Below are 18151 nucleotides of genomic sequence, written 5' to 3'. Positions count from 1 at the left end.
TATGAATGCACCTTTTAGCTACTCTTCACCGACACTCAGCGTCGAGGCGTTAAAGCACTCCATCGCCTATAAGCTGATGTTCACCATTGGGAAAGATCCGGTCATTGCCAACAAGCACGAGTGGCTGAACGCCACGCTGTTCGCGGTGCGTGACCGTCTGGTAGAACGCTGGCTGCGCTCCAACCGCGCCCAGCTCTCACAAGAAACGCGTCAGGTCTATTACCTGTCGATGGAGTTTTTGATTGGCCGCACCCTTTCCAACGCACTGTTGTCGCTCGGTATTTATGACGACGTCAAAAATGCGCTGGAAGAAATGGGGCTGGATTTAGAAGAGCTGATTGACGAAGAAAATGACCCGGGGCTCGGTAACGGTGGTCTGGGGCGCCTGGCGGCGTGCTTCCTGGACTCACTGGCAACGCTGGCGCTGCCGGGCCGCGGCTACGGTATTCGCTATGACTACGGCATGTTCAAACAGAACATCGTTGACGGACGTCAGAAAGAGTCCCCGGATTACTGGCTGGAATACGGCAACCCGTGGGAGTTCAAGCGTCACAACACCCGCTATAAAGTGCGCTTTGGCGGACGCATTCAGCAGGAAGGTAAAAAATCCCGCTGGGTTGAAACCGAAGAGATCCTGGCCGTAGCCTATGACCAGATTATCCCGGGCTACGACACCGACGCCACTAACACGCTGCGCCTGTGGAGCGCGCAGGCCAGTAGTGAAATCAACCTCGGTAAATTTAACCAGGGCGACTACTTCGCGGCGGTGGAAGATAAAAACCACTCCGAGAACGTGTCCCGTGTTCTTTACCCGGATGACTCAACCTACTCCGGGCGTGAGCTGCGTCTGCGTCAGGAGTATTTCCTGGTCTCCTCGACGATTCAGGATATCCTGAGCCGTCACTACCAGCTGCACAAAACGTACAACAACCTGGCCGAAAAAACCGCCATCCACCTGAACGACACCCACCCGGTGCTGTCGATCCCTGAGCTGATGCGCCTGCTGATCGACGAACATAAGTTCAGCTGGGATGACGCGTTTGAAGTCACCTGTCAGGTGTTCTCTTACACCAACCACACGCTGATGAGCGAAGCGCTGGAAACCTGGCCGGTGGACATGCTGGGTAAGATCCTGCCGCGTCACTTGCAGATTATCTTTGAGATCAACGACTACTTCCTGAAAACCCTTCAGGAGCAGTACCCGAATGATACTGGCCTGCTGAGCCGTGCATCGATAATTGATGAGTCAAATGGTCGTCGCGTGCGTATGGCCTGGCTGGCGGTGGTAATCAGCCATAAGGTGAACGGGGTATCTGAGCTGCACTCGAACCTGATGGTGCAGTCGCTGTTTGCTGACTTTGCGAAGATCTTCCCGACGCGTTTCTGCAACGTGACCAACGGCGTCACGCCGCGCCGCTGGCTGGCGCTGGCGAACCAGCCGTTGTCTGAGGTGCTGGACACGAATATCGGCCGCACATGGCGTACCGATCTGGGGCAGTTGAGCGAGCTGGAGCAGCACATTGATTTCCCGACGGTGAACAAAGCCGTGCGTGAAGCCAAGCTGTTGAATAAAAAACGCCTGTCTGTGTGGCTTGCGCTGCACCTGAATGTGGTCGCCAACCCGAAAGCGCTGTTCGATGTGCAGATCAAACGCATCCACGAGTACAAGCGCCAGCTGATGAACGTGCTGCATGTGATTACGCACTACAACCGCATCAAGGCCGATCCGACAGCCGAGTGGGTTCCGCGCGTGAAGATCTTTGCCGGTAAGGCGGCTTCCGCTTACTACATGGCGAAACACATTATTCATCTCATCAACGATGTGGCGAAGGTGGTGAACCACGATCCGGATATTGGCGATAAGCTGAAGGTGGTGTTCATCCCGAACTACAGCGTGAGCCTGGCCCAGCTGATTATCCCGGCGGCGGATCTCTCCGAGCAGATTTCCACGGCAGGGACGGAAGCTTCCGGGACCAGTAACATGAAGTTTGCCCTGAACGGCGCACTGACCATTGGTACGCTGGATGGTGCTAACGTCGAAATGCTCGAACACGTGGGCGCGGATAACATCTTTATCTTCGGTAATACGACGGAAGAGGTGGAGGAGCTGCGTAAGAAGGGTTACAAACCGCGTGAATACTACGAGCAGGACGAAGAGCTACGCCAGGTTCTGACGCAAATCGCGACTGGTTTGTTTAACCCGGAAGAGCCGAGCCGCTACCGTGACCTGGTGGATTCGCTGATTAACTTTGGCGATCACTATCAGGTGCTGGCGGATTACCGCAGCTATGTGGATTGCCAGGACAGGGTGGATGAGCTGTATCGTCAGCAAGAGAAGTGGACCAGTGCCGCGATGTATAACATCGCCAATATGGGTTACTTCTCGTCGGACAGGACCATCAAAGAGTATGCCGATGCGATTTGGCATATTGATCCGGTGAGATTGTAAAAGCAAAACGGCAACCTCGGTTGCCGTTTTTAGTGTTTGTAGGCCGGGTAAGGCGGAGCCGCCACCCGGCTTTTTTTCAATTACGACGCTAACGACAGCTCACGCTTTCCCGCATGTTGCAGCAGCCACTGCGCTACGCGAGACTGTTGCTCTGCATTCAGCCACATCCCTTCTTTGGTACGACGCCAGATTGCATCGTCCAGACGGCGAACCCATTCGTGCTCAACCAGATAGCGCAGCTCGGCTTCGTACAGCTCGTGTCCGAAATGTTCGCCCAGGTCCGCAAGCTCTTTCGCCTCGCCTAAGATCCACTCCGTGTTGCTGCCGTAGGTACGGGCAAAGTGACGCGCCATCAATTCAGTGATGAACGGGTAGCGACGACGCAGTTTCGCCGCAAAATCATCGCGATTACCGTCAATGTCGCCGCCAGGCAATACCGCGCCTTTCGTCCACGCCGGACCAATGCCTTTGTAGTACGGCACCAGTTTTTCCAGCGCGTGCTCGGCCAGCTTGCGGTAGGTGGTGAGCTTGCCGCCGAACACCGACAGCAGCGGAGCCTGACCGTCTACATCATGGATATCGAGCGTATAGTCGCGGGTGATGGCCTGCGGAGAATCTGACTCGTCATCGCACAGCGGACGCACGCCGGAGTACGTCCAGACGATATCGTTGCGTGCCAGCTGTTTCTTAAAGTGCGCGTTATAGACCTTCAGCAGGTAGTTGATCTCGCTCTCGTCGATTTCGACATTTTTCGGATCGCCTTTGTACTCTACGTCGGTGGTACCGATGATGGAGAATTCGTCCATCCACGGGATCACAAACACAATGCGTTTATCTTCGTTTTGCAGGATGTAAGCCTGCTTTTGGGCATGAACGCGTGGCACGACGATATGGCTGCCTTTGATCAGGCGGATGCCGTACGGTGAACGCAACTGCATTCCTTCGTCGAAGAACTGTTTCACCCATGGGCCGGTAGCGTTGACCAGACCGCGGGCTTTCCAGCTGAATTTCTCGCCGGTATCCACGTCTTCGGCTTCGACAATCCACAGGCCGTTTTCACGGCGGGCAGACGTAGCACGGGTGCGGGTTTTCACCTCACCACCTTTTTTCACCACCATCTGTGCGTTCGCCAGCACAAGACGCGCATCATCCACCCAACAGTCAGAATATTCGAATCCGCGCACGATTTCTGGCTTAAGGACCGATTCTGAGCCAAAACGCAAACCACTCGAACCTGGCAGGCTGGTACGTTTCCCAAGGTGATCGTACATAAACAGACCAATTCGAATCATCCACGCCGGGCGAAGATGCGGACGATGAGGGAGACGGAAACGCATCGGGATGGCCAGGTGCGGAGCCATTTTCAGCAACACTTCGCGTTCGGCCAGTGCTTCACTGACCAGGCGGAATTCGTAGTGTTCCAGGTAGCGCAGGCCACCGTGGATCAGTTTGGAGCTGGCGGACGATGTCGCACACGCGAGATCGTTAGCTTCCAGCATCAGTACGGATAAACCGCGTCCTGCGGCATCGACCGCAATACCGGCACCGTTGATGCCACCGCCTATCACAATCAGATCTTTGGTTTCCATGTCACCCTCACACACTTTCGTTAAAGCTCATAAATGTTCGATATCGCTCATAATAGCAAACGAACGCGCTTTTGGTAACATCAAAAAAACAATTTAGAGTGATATGGATAACATAATGGCGTTTACCCGCCGCCAGGACGTACACTACGGGGTAAAATCGCATTCTCCCTCTCCCGTGGGAGAGGGTCGGGGTGAGGGCAGCAGACCGCACCTAATCTGAACACTGTAAAGAGAACACCATGGATCACTTTGAATGTATTAACGTAGAAGAAGCCCATCAGAAGATGCACCAGGGAACGGCGGTGCTGGTGGATATCCGTGATCCGCAGAGTTTTGCAATGGGCCACACGCCAGGCGCGTTCCATCTGACCAATGACACGCTGGGTGCGTTTATGCGCGATAACGACTTTGAAACGCCGGTGATGGTGATGTGCTACCACGGCAACAGCAGTAAAGGTGCCGCGCAGTATCTGCTCCAGCAGGGTTACGACGCGGTGTATAGCGTTGATGGCGGTTTCGATGCCTGGCATCGCCATTTCCCGGCAGAAGTTGAGCACGCGTTTGGCGGCTAAAACCATTCGCTCTATACTGTCCCCTTTTGTGTGGAAATAAGCGACTGTTGCAATGCTGATGATTACCTCTTTTACCAACCCGCGCGTTGCCCAGGCGTTTGTCGATTACATGGCGACGCAGGGCGTTATCCTGACCATTCAGCAACATACGCAAACGGATGTCTGGCTGGCAGACGAAAGCCAGGCTGAACGCGTAAATGCCGAACTGGCGCGCTTTCTTGAGAACCCTGGCGATCCGCGTTACCTGGCCGCCAGCTGGCAATCCGGCCAGACCGGCAGCGGGTTGCACTATCGTCGCTTTCCTTTTCTTGCCACCGTGCGTGAGCGCGCAGGGCCATTTACCCTGCTGCTGATGGCTGCCTGTATTCTGGTGTTTATCATCATGAATGTGGTGGGCGACCAGAGCGTGATGATAGCCCTCGCATGGCCGTACGATCCCTCTCTGGAGTTTGACGTCTGGCGCTACTTCACCCACGCGCTAATGCACTTCTCGGTGATGCATATCCTCTTCAACCTGCTGTGGTGGTGGTATCTCGGCGGCGCGGTGGAGAAGAGGCTTGGCAGTGGAAAACTGATTGTCATCACCCTGATTAGCGCTTTATTAAGCGGGTATGTGCAGCACAAATTTAGCGGCCCGTGGTTTGGCGGGTTATCGGGTGTGGTTTATGCGCTGATGGGATACGTCTGGCTCCGGGGTGAGCGTGATCCACAAAGCGGCATCTATCTGCAACGCGGTTTAATAACCTTTGCCTTAATATGGCTTATTGCCGGATGGTTTGATCTGTTTGGCATGTCTATCGCTAACGGCGCTCACGTGACCGGGCTGGCCGTTGGGCTGGCGATGGCCTTTGCCGACACGCTCCATGCGCGTAAACGAACATAATTTCCAGGGATATTTCATGAAACAAACACAACGTCATGACGCCATTATCGAACTGGTTAAAAAACAGGGATACGTTAGCACTGAGGAGCTGGTAGAGCAGTTTGCCGTCAGCCCTCAGACCATTCGCCGTGACCTGAACGACCTTGCCGATCAAAACCGTATTTTGCGCCACCACGGTGGAGCAGCGTTACCGTCCAGCTCCGTCAATACCTCGTGGCACGACCGTAAAGCGACACAAACAGCAGAGAAAGAGCGTATTGCCCGGAAAGTCGCCAGCCAGATCCCGAACGGGGCGACGCTGTTTATTGATATCGGCACCACGCCGGAAGCGGTCGCCCATGCGCTGCTGGATCACGAGAACCTGCGCGTGGTGACCAACAACCTGAACGTGGCCAACACGCTGATGCAGAAAGACGATTTCCGCATCATCCTGGCAGGCGGTGAGTTGCGCAGCCGCGACGGTGGGATCATTGGTGAAGCGACGCTCGATTTTATCTCTCAGTTCCGCCTCGATTTCGGCATTCTGGGGATCAGCGGTATCGACACCGACGGCTCACTGCTGGAGTTTGATTACCACGAAGTGCGCACCAAGCGCGCGATTATTGAAAACTCCCGCCATGTGATGCTGGTGGTGGACCACTCTAAATTTGGCCGTAATGCGATGGTGAACATGGGTAGCATCAGCATGGTGGATGCGGTGTATACCGATGTCATGCCGCCAGCGGGTGTGATGCAGGTGATTAAGGATAATAATTTGCAGCTGGAACTGTGCTAGCCGTTGTGTCGGGTGGCGCTGCGCTTACCCGACCTACAAAACCCCGTAGGCCCGTGCAAGCGTAGCGCCGCCGGGCAATGAATTACACGCCGTACCCCATCATCTTCAACAGCTGCTGTGCATGTTGCACCGCATCCTGACGATGCGCGACACCCAGCTTCTGATACAGATTTCGGATATGCGTCTTAATGGTGGTTGCCGCCACAGCCAGTTCACCGGCAATCTGCTCATTGCTGTAGCCTGAATAAATCAGCCCAAGCACTTGCCATTCACGCTGGGTGAGCGGGCTGGTGCGAATAAGCTCCGGCACTTCTGGGTGATTCAGCAGACGTTCAACAAAGTTCTCATCAAAGTGCGCAAACTTGTGGCGATGGTGCTGGTTAATTTCACGCAGAATGCGCTGAGCGCGATGCTGATCCAGCTCCGGCAGCGTATTCAGCTGAATGAGCTGACGCAACTGCTGCGCCATCACTTCGCCTTCAATCACAAAGTGGCTGATAAAGCCGGTACGGTTAGCAAGCTGTAACGCTTCCAGCAGCACACGCTGCGCATCATTTTTACGCCCTGCTTGCCAGTAAAGCTGGTTCAGCAACAGCAGGTTGCGGTTCAGGTCGCTCATCAGGCGCAGGCTACGCGCGTTCTCGTTCAGCTCTTCCAGGACTATCTCGGCTGGTTCAAACTCACCGAGCAGGATCTGCACGCGGGCAATATTGCGCCACTGGCTTTGCAGGAAGTGGTTATTGGCGAATTCCGGTTTTGGCGTCTGACGAAGCCAGTTGGCGGCGGATTTTTTGTCGCCGGTCATCTGCCAGTAAATCACCCGTACCTTATCGGCGTTCGATACCCAGTCGCTGTGATACTGCCCATTACCGAGCAGGTTCTCCAGGCGGTTAAGGTGGTTGCGGGCGTTGTCCAGATCCCCGCGCGCCAGCGAGCACTGCACCAGCAGCGCCAGACATTGCAACTGCTGTTGCGGCTGGAAGCTGGAGAGAACATCCACGCCCTGACGGGCAGAACTTTCTGCCTCATCCAGGCGCGACCACGCCCACAGAAGCTGGGCGCGAATACGCAACAGGAACTCATGCATCGGCAGCTGTTCCAGATGCTGATCGCGGATCAGCTGGAAGGCTTTTTCCTGATTTTCCCATGCGGCTTGCAGGAACCCCTGAGCAAACAGGATTTCGCTTTGCTGAATCAGGCTCCATAACGCGTAGTGCCAGACATCGTGACGACGCGCCATCTGTTCGGTTTGCTGCATCAGTGACAGCGAACGGGTGAGATCGCCTTTGCAGTGCAGCACTTCACCGTGAACCGATGTGGCCACAATGCGGCTGTAGAAGTTTGCCAGCGGCAGCTCGTCGAGTGCGACCATCGCCAGGCGTTCAGCCTCATCAGGATCGCCATCGTTGATCGCCACCTGTGCACGCAGCGCGTTGAACTCGCCGTGCAGGGTGGTATCCATGTCGCTTTCCATCTCCTGCTCGGCGCGTGCCAGCAAGGTGTTCACTTCGCTGTAGCGGTGCTGGCTCTGCATCAGCCAGGCTTGTAACAACACCAGGCGCGGATTTTCCAGCAGGCTTTCCCACGGCAGGGCCTTCAGGGACTCTTCCAGCAGCGTCAGTTCGCTATGGTTAAACAGCCCCCAGGCGTGGTTGAGCAGAATATCGCGCAGCATACTGGCATCACCCGCGGCAAGCGCGTGGTGAATGGCTTCGCTCGGGAAACCTTGCGCCATCCAGCTTTCGGCGGCGGCGCGGTGGATTTCCGGCAGTTCGACGGCAAGCTCCCACTGGCAACGCTGACGCAGGAAACTGCCAAACAGCGGGTGATAGCTGAACCACTCGCCGGGGTCGTCCATGCGGGTCAGGAACAGGCCCTGACGTTCAATCTCTTCAAGCTGAAGCTGGCCGTTCTCGCTACCGGTGACGCGCACAATCAACGCATCGTTCATGGAGCGGAGCAGGGAGCTTTTCAGCAGGAAATTACGGGTAGCGGGATCGACGCTATCCAGCACTTCATCCACCAGATAATCCGACAGATGGCTGGCGTTGATCCCTGCCAGACGGCGCGCAGACTGATGTGTCGGGCTGTTGTTCTGGCGTGCGGATAAGGCGATCAGCTGTAGCGCAGTCGCCCAGCCTGCCACGTCATCACACAGGCGGCTGCTTTCAGATGCCTCAATCGGGGACGTCAGACGGCAGTCGAAGAATTGTTTGGCTTCCTGATGGGTAAAGGCGAGCTGTTGGCTGCCCACTTCCAGTAATTGGTCACGCACGCGCAGGTTGGCAATGCCCAGCTGCGGCAGGTTGCGCGACAGCACCACCAGGGTCAGGTTTTCCGGCTGATGGCGCAGGAAGAAGCGCATCGACTCGTGAATAACCGGGTTGGTAATCAGATGGTAATCATCAATCACCACATACAGCGGACGATGCCATTCGGCCAGTTCGATAAACAGCTGTGAGAAAAGAGAGGACAGGCTGGCGTACTGGCGCTTTTGCACCATCACTTCACTGGCGGCACAGTGTCCGTTGGTTGCCTGCTGGATGGCGGCAACCAGATAGCTGGCAAAGCGCTCTTGCTGGTTATCGCCCTCATCAAGGGAGTACCAGCCAAGATCGCTCTTACCTGCGGCCCATTGCGAAATGAGCGTTGTTTTTCCATAGCCTGCCGGGCTCGTAACCAGCGCCAGTCGGAAATTATGCGCGCCGGAAAGTTTAGCCAACAGACGTTCGCGGACCACTGTATGGTCGAGACGAACCGGGCGACTTAATTTTGACGGAATCAACATAGTTTTCACTTCACTGTGGGAACGAGGAATTTTATTTTTTTTGCGCTTCGTAATTAATAGATATAAGGTCGGCCAGAAAGGCAACTATTGCAAGTTATGTCTGGGTTTTGTGCCTCTGAATTTGCACTCTGTCACAAAATATTCAGATTAACATGGGAACTTTTTAAAATGGCTCACATGCCGCGTGGATGCTGGCTTGTATGCATTTAGTGCTAATAAACTGAAACTGGTTTCAGAAAGGTATAGTGACGTCAGAGTTAATAAAGTTTCGGTAAAGTTGAGCAAGCTAAATAGTGTTCTTAGATATTCCCTAATTGCAGAAATATTATTCTACGTAAGTAATCATTTCTGCGTGAATTAATTTCTTACGAAACTGCATTTCATTTTTTTGACACCCTTCCAGGTTATCTTTTCTCCATCCAGGCACACTCCGGCTATGCTCACTAAGTGGCCTTGATCACACTTTTATGCTCATCCCCACTACTCCTCCCTGTCTAATCCCCGACAGGATGAGGAAGAGGTGAAATGAGCCAGGCACACTAGCGCCAATATGTTTTTTCTCTCTACAGGATGCCGATTCCCTATGTCACAGCCTACCTTCAACAAAGCTCAATTCCAGGCTGCCCTGACGCGTCAGTGGCAGCGTTTTGGCCTTCGTGCTGCAAACGAGATGACGCCTCACCAGTGGTGGCAGGCGGTGAGCGGTGCGCTCGCAGAGCAACTGGATGCTCAGCCGGTGGCGAAGCCCGTTAAAGGCCAGCGTCACGTGAACTACATTTCGATGGAATTCCTGATTGGCCGTCTGACCGGCAACAACCTGCTGAACCTTGGCTGGTATCAGGAAGTGGGTGATGTTCTGAAAGAGCACGACATCAACCTCACCGACCTGCTGGAAGAAGAGATCGACCCGGCGCTGGGTAACGGTGGTCTTGGGCGTCTGGCGGCCTGTTTCCTGGATTCCATGGCAACCGTGGGCCAGTCGGCAATCGGTTATGGTCTGAACTATCAATACGGTCTGTTCCGCCAGTCTTTTGCGGATGGGCATCAGATGGAAGCGCCAGACGACTGGCATCGCAATACTTACCCATGGTTCCGCCATAACGCGCAGCTTGATGTGCAGGTGGGCATTGGCGGTAAAGTATCGAAACAGGGGCACTGGGAGCCGGGCTTTATCATTAGCGGAGAAGCATGGGATCTGCCGGTGCTGGGTTACCGTAACGGCGTGGCGCAGCCACTGCGTTTGTGGCAGGCGAAGCACGCGCATCCGTTTAACCTCACCAAATTCAACGACGGCGATTTCTTGCGTGCCGAGCAGCAGGGGATCGACGCCGAAAAACTGACAAAAGTGCTCTACCCGAACGACAACCACCTGGCGGGTAAAAAGCTGCGCCTGATGCAGCAGTACTTCCAGTGCGCCTGCTCCGTGGCGGACATTCTGCGTCGCCATCACCTGGCGGGCCGCAAGCTGGCGCAGCTGCCGGACTTCGAAGTGATTCAGCTGAACGACACGCACCCGACGATTGCTATCCCGGAACTGCTGCGCGTACTGATCGACGAGCATCAGCTGAGCTGGGATGACGCATGGGCGATCACCAGCCGCACCTTCGCTTACACCAACCACACCCTGATGCCAGAAGCGCTGGAGTGCTGGGATGAGAAGCTGGTGAAAACGCTGCTGCCGCGTCATATGCAGATCATCAACAAGATTAACGACCAGTTTAAAACGCTGGTGGATAAAACCTGGCCGGGCAACAAAGCGGTCTGGGCGAAGCTGGCCGTGGTTCACGACAAACAGGTCCGCATGGCGAACATGTGCGTGGTGAGCGGTTTTGCGGTTAACGGCGTTGCTGCGCTGCACTCTGACCTGGTGGTGAAAGATCTGTTCCCGGAATATCACCAGCTGTGGCCAACCAAATTCCACAACGTGACCAACGGCATCACACCGCGTCGCTGGATCAAGCAGTGCAACCCGCTGCTGGTAGGGCTGCTGGATAAAACCCTGAAGAAAGAGTGGGCCAACGACCTGGACCAGCTCATCAATCTGGAAAAACAGGCTGACGACGCGAAATTCCGCGAGCAGTACCGCGCCATCAAACAGGAGAACAAAGTTCGCCTGGCGGCGTTTGTGAAAATGCGCACCGGGATTGAGATCAACCCGAATGCCATTTTCGACATCCAGATTAAACGTCTGCACGAATACAAACGTCAGCACCTGAACCTGCTGCACATTCTGGCGCTGTACAAAGAGATCCGCGAGAACCCGCAGGCCGACCGCGTGCCGCGCGTGTTCCTGTTCGGTGCGAAAGCGGCGCCGGGCTACTACCTGGCGAAAAACATTATCCTCGCCATCAACAAAGTGGCGGCGGCGATCAACAGCGATCCAACAGTGGGCGACAAGCTGAAGGTGGTGTTCCTGCCGGATTACTGCGTCTCTGCGGCTGAAATGCTGATCCCGGCGGCGGATATCTCCGAGCAGATCTCTACCGCAGGGAAAGAAGCGTCCGGTACCGGCAACATGAAGCTGGCGCTGAACGGTGCGCTGACCGTGGGTACGCTCGACGGGGCAAACGTCGAAATCGCCGAGAAGGTCGGTGAAGAGAACATCTTTATTTTCGGCCATACCGTGGAAGAGGTGAAAGCCATCAAGGCCAAAGGCTACGACCCGGTGAAATGGCGTAAGAAAGACAAGGTGCTCGACGCGGTGCTGAAAGAGCTGGAGAGCGGTAAGTACAGCGATGGCGACAAACATGCGTTTGACCAGATGCTGCACAGCATGGACAAACACGGCGGTGATCCGTATCTGGTGATGGCTGATTTCACGGCCTACGTGGAAGCGCAAAAACAGGTCGACGTGTTGTATCGCGACCAGGAAGCCTGGACCCGCGCGTGCATTCTGAACACCGCCCGTTGTGGAATGTTCAGCTCTGACCGCTCAATCCGTGATTATCAGGCCCGTATCTGGCAGGCAAAACGTTAAGGAAGCGCAATGGATAGCAAACGTCTGGACAGTGCCGCGCAGGCGGCGGGGATCAGCCTCAGTTACATCAATGCTCACGGCAAACCGCAATCTATTGGTGCGGACACCAAAAGACGTCTGCTGGATGCCATGCACAAAACCAAAACCGACGCGAAAGCGCCGGTTGCCCCGGTGCCGAATGTAAAGGTCTTTACCGCAGGCAAAAAGATGCCGCTGGCGGTGGAAGGGCGCGGCGAGTTTAGCTGGCTGCTCACCACCGAAGAGGGGCATCTGCACAAAGGCCACGCCACCGGTGGCAAAACGCTCAACCTTCCGGCGAAGCTGCCGGAGGGCTATCACACCCTTACGCTCACCCAGGATGACCTGCGTTTCCACTGCCGGGTGATCGTCGCGCCAAAACGCTGCTACGAGCCGCAGGCGTTGCTCGAAGGTAAAAAGCTGTGGGGCGCCTGCGTGCAGCTCTATACGCTGCGTTCGGACAACAACTGGGGCATCGGTGATTTTGGCGACCTGAAAAAGATGTTGGTGGATGTAGGCGAGCGCGGCGGCGCGTTTATTGGCCTCAATCCAATCCATGCGCTTTATCCGGCGAACCCGGAGAGCGCCAGCCCGTACAGCCCGTCGTCTCGCCGCTGGCTGAACGTGATTTACATCGACGTTAACGCGTTAGATGACTTTAAAAACAGTAAAGAGGCCCAGGACTGGTGGAAGTTGAGCACCACTCAGCAGGCACTGAAACAGGCGCGCAACGCTGACTGGGTGGATTATGCGACCGTCACCGCCCTGAAGATGGCGGCACTGCGTCTGGCGTGGAAAGGCTTTGCGAAGCGCGATGATGAACAGATGGCCGCTTTCCGTCAGTTTGTGACCCAGGAAGGCGAGAGCCTTTACTGGCAGGCGGCGTTTGATGCCTTACATGCTTATCAGGTAAAAGAAGACGAAATGCGCTGGGGCTGGCCGGTATGGCCGGAAGCGTACCAGACCGTCGACACGCCTGAAGTGAAAGCCTTCTGCAAAAAATACGCTGACGAGGTGGACTTCTACCTGTGGCTACAATGGCTGGCGTACAGCCAGTTCGCGGCCTGCTGGCAGGTAAGCCAGGGCTACAAGATGCCTATCGGTCTGTACCGCGACCTGGCGGTCGGCGTGGCAGAGGGCGGGGCGGAAACCTGGTGTGACCGCGAACTTTACTGCCTGAAAGCCTCTGTGGGTGCACCACCGGATATTCTTGGCCCGCTTGGCCAGAACTGGGGACTGCCGCCGATGGATCCGCACGTGATGGCCGCGCGGGCTTACGAGCCGTTTATCGACCTGCTGCGCGCTAACATGCAGAACTGCGGTGCGCTGCGTATTGACCACGTGATGTCCGTGCTGCGGCTGTGGTGGATCCCCTATGGCGAAACGGCCGATCACGGGGCCTATGTTCAGTATCCGGTGGACGATCTGCTGTCGATCCTGGCGCTGGAGAGTAAACGTCATCAATGTATGGTGATCGGCGAAGATCTGGGTACCGTGCCGGTTGAGATTGTCAGCAAGCTGCGTGACAGCGGCGTCTATTCCTACAAAGTGCTCTATTTTGAAAACGACCATGAGAAAACCTTCCGTGCGCCGAAAGCGTACCCGGAACAGTCAATGGCTGTCGCGACAACGCATGACCTTCCTACGCTGCGTGGTTATTGGGAAAGCGGTGATTTGACGCTCGGGAAAACGCTGGGTCTGTACCCGGATGAAGAGGTGTTACGCGGGCTGTATCAGGATCGTGAGCTGGCGAAACAGGGTCTGCTGGATGCGTTGCACAAGCACGGTTGCCTGCCAAAACGGGCGGGGCATAAGGCATCGCTGATGGCGATGACCCCGACGCTTAACCGCGGGATGCAGCGTTATATTGCCGACAGCAATAGTGCTCTGCTGGGGTTGCAGCCGGAAGACTGGATAGACATGCCTGAGCCGGTGAACATTCCGGGCACCAGCTATCAGTACAAAAACTGGCGGCGTAAGTTGTCCGTCACCCTTGAGAAGATGTTTGCCGATGATGGGGTGAACAAGCTGATTAAGGATTTGGATAAGCGGCGAAAAGCCGCCGCGAAGAAGTGAAAAAAACCCGCCAGTGGCGGGTTTTTTATTGCCCGGTGGCGCTACGCTTACCGGGCCTAAATGGAGCGAGTAGGTCGGGTAAGGCGAAGCCGCCACCCGACTTATGGCATCAGACCACCATATTCAACAGCAGAACCCCAACCAGGCCGCAGACGGAAATAATGGTTTCCAGCATTGACCAGGACTTGATGGTTTCACCGATAGTCAGGTTGAAGTACTCCTTGAACAGCCAGAAGCCTGGATCGTTCACGTGAGAGAAAATCACGCTACCGGAACCGACCGCAATCACCATCAGCTCCGGGCTGACGCCTGTGGTTGCAATCAGCGGTGCCACGATACCACCGGCAGTGATTGCCGCGACGGTTGCAGAGCCCAGCGCGATACGCAGAACCGCAGCGATAGACCAGGCCATAAACAGTGGAGAAACGTTGGTTTCATGCATCATTGCAGCGATGTATTTATCCACGCCGCTGTCGACCAGAACCTGCTTGAACGCACCGCCACCGCCAATGATCAGGAGCATCATGGCAATAATTTTGATGGAAGAGGTCAGCGTGTCGTTGATCTGATCCATTGAACGACCACGGTTCAGACCGAAGGTAAACATCGCAATCAGCACCGCAATCAGCGTTGCCATAACCGGGTCACCCAGGAATTCGGCAACGGACAGGAACGCGTGACCTTTTGGCAGGATCATCTCAGCCACAGCACGCATTGCCATCAGAATCACCGGTACCAGCGAGGTCCAGACGCTGACGCCAAAGCCTGGCATCTCTTCTTCGGTGAAGGTTTTGGCGCTGTACAGACCTTCCGGGATTGGCTTATCAATGCCTTTCAGGAAGCGCGCAAATACCGGGCCTGCCAGAATCACGGTTGGGATCGCCAGAATCGTACCGAACAGCAGGGTTTTACCCATATCGGCGTGGAAAATGGTCGCGATAGCAGTTGGGCCCGGGTGCGGCGGCAGGAAGCCGTGGGTTACGGACAGTGCCGCAGCCATTGGTACACCGACGAACAGCAGAGGAATGTTCGCCGCAGCTGCGATGGTGAACACCAGCGGCAGCATCAGCACGAAGCCCACTTCATAGAACAGCGCGAAACCGACGGTAAAACCGGTTAACACCACTGCCCACTGAATATTTTTCTTACCGAATTTGGCGATAAGCGTGGTGGCGATACGCTGCGCACCACCGCAATCCGCCAGCATTTTACCGAGCATGGCACCGAAGCCCATGATCAGCGCCAGGCTGCCGAGAGTACCACCGACACCGGCTTTAATGGAGCTGATGACTTTCACCAGCGGCATCCCTTGCATCAGACCGACTGCAAGTGCCACCAGAACCAGAGCGATAAATCCGTTCATTTTGAAACGGATCATCAAGAGCAGTAATAACACAACACCGATAGCGACGATGACTAATGGCATGATTTACCTGGCCTTTGAATTGTTATGGGTAACGTCATTGTTTCAACGACAAGTTCCGATTGTCCCAACTGGGAACAGAGCGTTAACGGCACTAATACTGATGCCTGCGAAACTATTAAGTTTAGTCGGCTGTTATGAGGGTGCTTAGTGCCCACGAGAATGATACGGGTAACATGATGTGATTGAGAATCACCCTGGGAGGCAAAATTTGAAATCTGGGACGCAGGTCAACATATAGAGGGGGAGCGGTGGGAAAACAAAAGCCGGGTGGCGGCTTCGCCTTACCCGGCCTGTGGTACGTATGAACTGTTTTTGTAGGCCCGGTAAGCGCAGCGCCACCGGGCAAGCAGACGGGCACTTAGTAGTAAGAGTGCTCGCCGCGCTGGTGTTCGGTCAGGTCGCGTACGCCTTTCAGTTCAGGGAATTCGTTCAGCAACTGCTTCTCGATCCCTTCTTTCAGGGTCACATCGACCATGGAACAGCCGTTACAGCCGCCGCCGAACTGAAGGATCGCCAGACCATCTTCAGTGATTTCCATCAGCGAAACACGGCCGCCGTGGCCTGCCAGCTGAGGGTTAATCTGGGACTGCAGCAGATACTCAACGCGCTCCATCAGTGGTGCATCGTCAGACACTTTACGCATTTTCGCGTTTGGCGCTTTCAGGGTCAGCTGAGAGCCCAGCTGGTCTGTGACGAAGTCGATTTCCGCATCGTCAAGATACGGCGCGCTCAGCTCATCTACGTAGGCGGTGAGCTGTTCAAATTTAAGGGCAGTGTCAGTTGCTTCCACAGCGTCCGGCGGACAATAAGAGACACCACATTCTGCATTCGGAGTGCCTGGATTGATCACAAACACGCGGATCTGCGTCCCTTCTTCCTGATTTGCCAGCAGTTTGGCAAAGTGCGCTTGTGCAGAATCGGAAATACGGATCATAGCTTTGGCCTAATAGTTGACTAAATTACCTGGGTATAATAATACGCCCATTGAAGAAGGGCTACAAGGTACGGCACAGACACCATACCTGAACAGACGCGGCACCGCTTCGCAAAAGCAGTCGGGAAAGTTCAGCAACGGTACTGCCCGTCGTGACGACATCATCCACGATCGCGATATGGAGGCCTTTCACCGCGAATTCAAGGCGAAAGGCATTTTTAAGGTTCTTTTTGCGAAGCCGCGCATTCAACTGGTGTTGTATTGCGGTGGCGTGGACGCGTTTGAGTGCAGATGCAGGATAGCGGCAGCCCAGCCAGTGCGCGAGCGGCCGGCACAGCAGGTCGCTCTGATTATAACCGCGCCGCCAGTGGCGGCGGGCGTGCAGGGGCACATTCACGATGCAGTCGATGTGTGGCAAGGTACGCGTGCGGCGCGCCTGTAAAATCGCAAGAAGCAACACGCGGGCAAGCGGGATGGCCAGGGTGCTCTGGCAGGAAAATTTAAACTGATGAACCAGCCCACTCAGCGGCGGGACGTAATCCGTCACCGCCACTAATGCACTCCACGGCGGGGGCTTTTGCAGGCAACGCCCGCAAGGGATCTTCGGGTTTGTGGCAGGTAAACCGCACTGTGGACACCCGCAGGCAGGGCGCATCAGTGCGCGCGTACACACAGAGCAAATCCCCCATCGGCTCAGGGCAAGTGGCATTCGGCATAGCCAGCACAAGCCAGGCACTGTTAGCATGTGCAACCTCCTTGTGAAAAAAGAGAACAGTAACTGATGAAGACTCTGTGGTGGCAGACCGTAGGGACGGGAAATTGCCATCTTGTGCTGCTGCACGGATGGGGACTGAACGCTGAAGTATGGCATTGCGTAAGTGAGGAACTGGCCTCGCATTTTACGCTGCACCTGGTGGATCTTCCTGGGTTTGGCCGCAGCCACGGCTATCAGGCGATGTCGCTTGATGAGATGGCGCAACACGTTCTGGATGCGGCGCCGCAAAACGCCATCTGGCTCGGCTGGAGCCTTGGCGGGCTGGTGGCTAGCCAGATTGCGCTGACCCACCCGGAACGTGTGCAGGCGCTGGTGACGGTGGCCTCTTCGCCATGCTTTAGCGCCCGCGACGCGTGGCCTGGCATTAAACCTGACGTGCTGGCCGGGTTCCAGCAGCAGCTGAGCGAAGATTTTCAGCGGACGGTGGAACGCTTCCTGGCGCTGCAAACAATGGGCACCGAAACGGCCCGGCAGGATGCCCGCACGCTGAAGAACACCGTGTTGTCATTGCCAATGCCGGACGTTGAGGTGCTGAACGGGGGTCTTGAGATTTTAAAAACGGTCGACCTGCGTGAGCCGCTGGCAACCCTTGCCCTGCCACATCTGCGGATCTACGGTTATCTGGATGGGCTGGTGCCACGTAAAGTGGTTCCGCTGCTGGATACGCTGTGGCCGCAGAGCGAATCACATGTGGTGGCGAAAGCCGCGCATGCGCCGTTTATCTCTCATCCCGCTGAATTTTGTTCCGCTCTCATTGCGTTAAGTCAACGTTTAAACTGATTATTTTCCATCCAGCCTGGCAAAAGTTACGCACCGCAACAATACTCATCATATCGTTGCGGTCGAACTGCCTACGATAATCAAAACTACAATCCTATGGAGAGTCATG

General features: G+C 55.5%; 12 protein-coding genes. 7 read left to right on the top strand and 5 right to left on the bottom strand.

Features of this window, described 5'->3' with window-relative positions; translation table 11 throughout:
* Nucleotide 1: 1 nt before the first annotated feature.
* Nucleotides 2–2449 (top strand): glycogen phosphorylase, encoded by a 2448-nt coding sequence (gene glgP, locus N1249_RS20885; RefSeq protein WP_259833008.1) that lies wholly within the window; start codon nt 2–4, stop codon nt 2447–2449.
* Nucleotides 2450–2529: 80 nt separating this feature from the next.
* Here the strand turns inward: glgP and glpD are convergent, their stop codons facing one another.
* Nucleotides 2530–4038, bottom strand: a complete 1509-nt coding sequence (glpD, locus tag N1249_RS20880) for a glycerol-3-phosphate dehydrogenase (RefSeq protein WP_259833004.1) — start codon at nt 4036–4038, stop codon at nt 2530–2532.
* A 239-nt stretch (nt 4039–4277) separates the two neighbouring features.
* Between glpD and glpE the strand changes: the two genes are divergently transcribed.
* The 3 genes from glpE to N1249_RS20865 are packed head-to-tail and all read left to right on the top strand — an operon-like array spanning nt 4278 to nt 6268.
* On the top strand, nt 4278–4610 hold the full coding sequence (gene glpE / locus N1249_RS20875) for a thiosulfate sulfurtransferase GlpE (protein ID WP_014072135.1): 333 nt from the start codon (nt 4278–4280) through the stop codon (nt 4608–4610).
* A 52-nt stretch (nt 4611–4662) separates the two neighbouring features.
* Entirely contained in the window at nt 4663–5493 is an 831-nt protein-coding gene (gene glpG, locus N1249_RS20870; protein ID WP_166718390.1) for a rhomboid family intramembrane serine protease GlpG, read from the top strand.
* 16 nt (nt 5494–5509) lie between these two features.
* The gene (locus tag N1249_RS20865) at nt 5510–6268 is read left to right on the top strand and encodes a DeoR/GlpR family transcriptional regulator (RefSeq protein ID WP_028014684.1); all 759 of its coding nucleotides are present in this window, start codon (nt 5510–5512) and stop codon (nt 6266–6268) included.
* 82 nt (nt 6269–6350) lie between these two features.
* Here the strand turns inward: N1249_RS20865 and malT are convergent, their stop codons facing one another.
* On the bottom strand, nt 6351–9056 hold the full coding sequence (gene malT / locus N1249_RS20860) for an HTH-type transcriptional regulator MalT (RefSeq protein WP_259832980.1): 2706 nt from the start codon (nt 9054–9056) through the stop codon (nt 6351–6353).
* Nucleotides 9057–9639: 583 nt separating this feature from the next.
* On the opposite strand from malT, the gene malP reads away from it, so the two are divergent.
* Both malP and malQ read left to right on the top strand, forming a co-directional pair.
* Complete coding sequence (gene malP, locus N1249_RS20855) at nt 9640–12033, top strand: maltodextrin phosphorylase (RefSeq protein WP_259832978.1); 2394 nt, start codon at nt 9640–9642, stop codon at nt 12031–12033.
* A 9-nt stretch (nt 12034–12042) separates the two neighbouring features.
* On the top strand, nt 12043–14127 hold the full coding sequence (gene malQ / locus N1249_RS20850; protein ID WP_259832976.1) for a 4-alpha-glucanotransferase: 2085 nt from the start codon (nt 12043–12045) through the stop codon (nt 14125–14127).
* Between the two features lie 109 nt (nt 14128–14236).
* Here malQ and gntT read toward each other — a convergent pair whose 3' ends face one another.
* From gntT to gntX, 3 genes are all read right to left on the bottom strand, one after another.
* On the bottom strand, nt 14237–15553 hold the full coding sequence (gntT, locus tag N1249_RS20845; RefSeq protein ID WP_014072125.1) for a gluconate transporter: 1317 nt from the start codon (nt 15551–15553) through the stop codon (nt 14237–14239).
* 358 nt (nt 15554–15911) lie between these two features.
* A complete protein-coding gene (gene nfuA / locus N1249_RS20840; protein ID WP_014072124.1) occupies nt 15912–16487 on the bottom strand; it encodes a Fe-S biogenesis protein NfuA in 576 nt (191 codons plus the stop codon).
* Between the two features lie 61 nt (nt 16488–16548).
* Nucleotides 16549–17232: a DNA utilization protein GntX gene (gene gntX / locus N1249_RS20835; protein ID WP_259832971.1), complete on the bottom strand. Its 684-nt coding sequence runs from the start codon at nt 17230–17232 to the stop codon at nt 16549–16551.
* A gap of 36 nt (nt 17233–17268) precedes the next feature.
* On the opposite strand from gntX, the gene bioH reads away from it, so the two are divergent.
* A complete protein-coding gene (gene bioH, locus N1249_RS20830) occupies nt 17269–18042 on the top strand; it encodes a pimeloyl-ACP methyl ester esterase BioH (RefSeq protein WP_259832969.1) in 774 nt (257 codons plus the stop codon).
* Nucleotides 18043–18151 lie beyond the last annotated feature (109 nt).

It is taken from the genome of Enterobacter sp. CP102, assembly GCF_025152625.1.
Lineage (GTDB): Bacteria > Pseudomonadota > Gammaproteobacteria > Enterobacterales > Enterobacteriaceae > Enterobacter > Enterobacter soli.
This window is presented reverse-complemented; position numbering and strand designations above follow the sequence as displayed.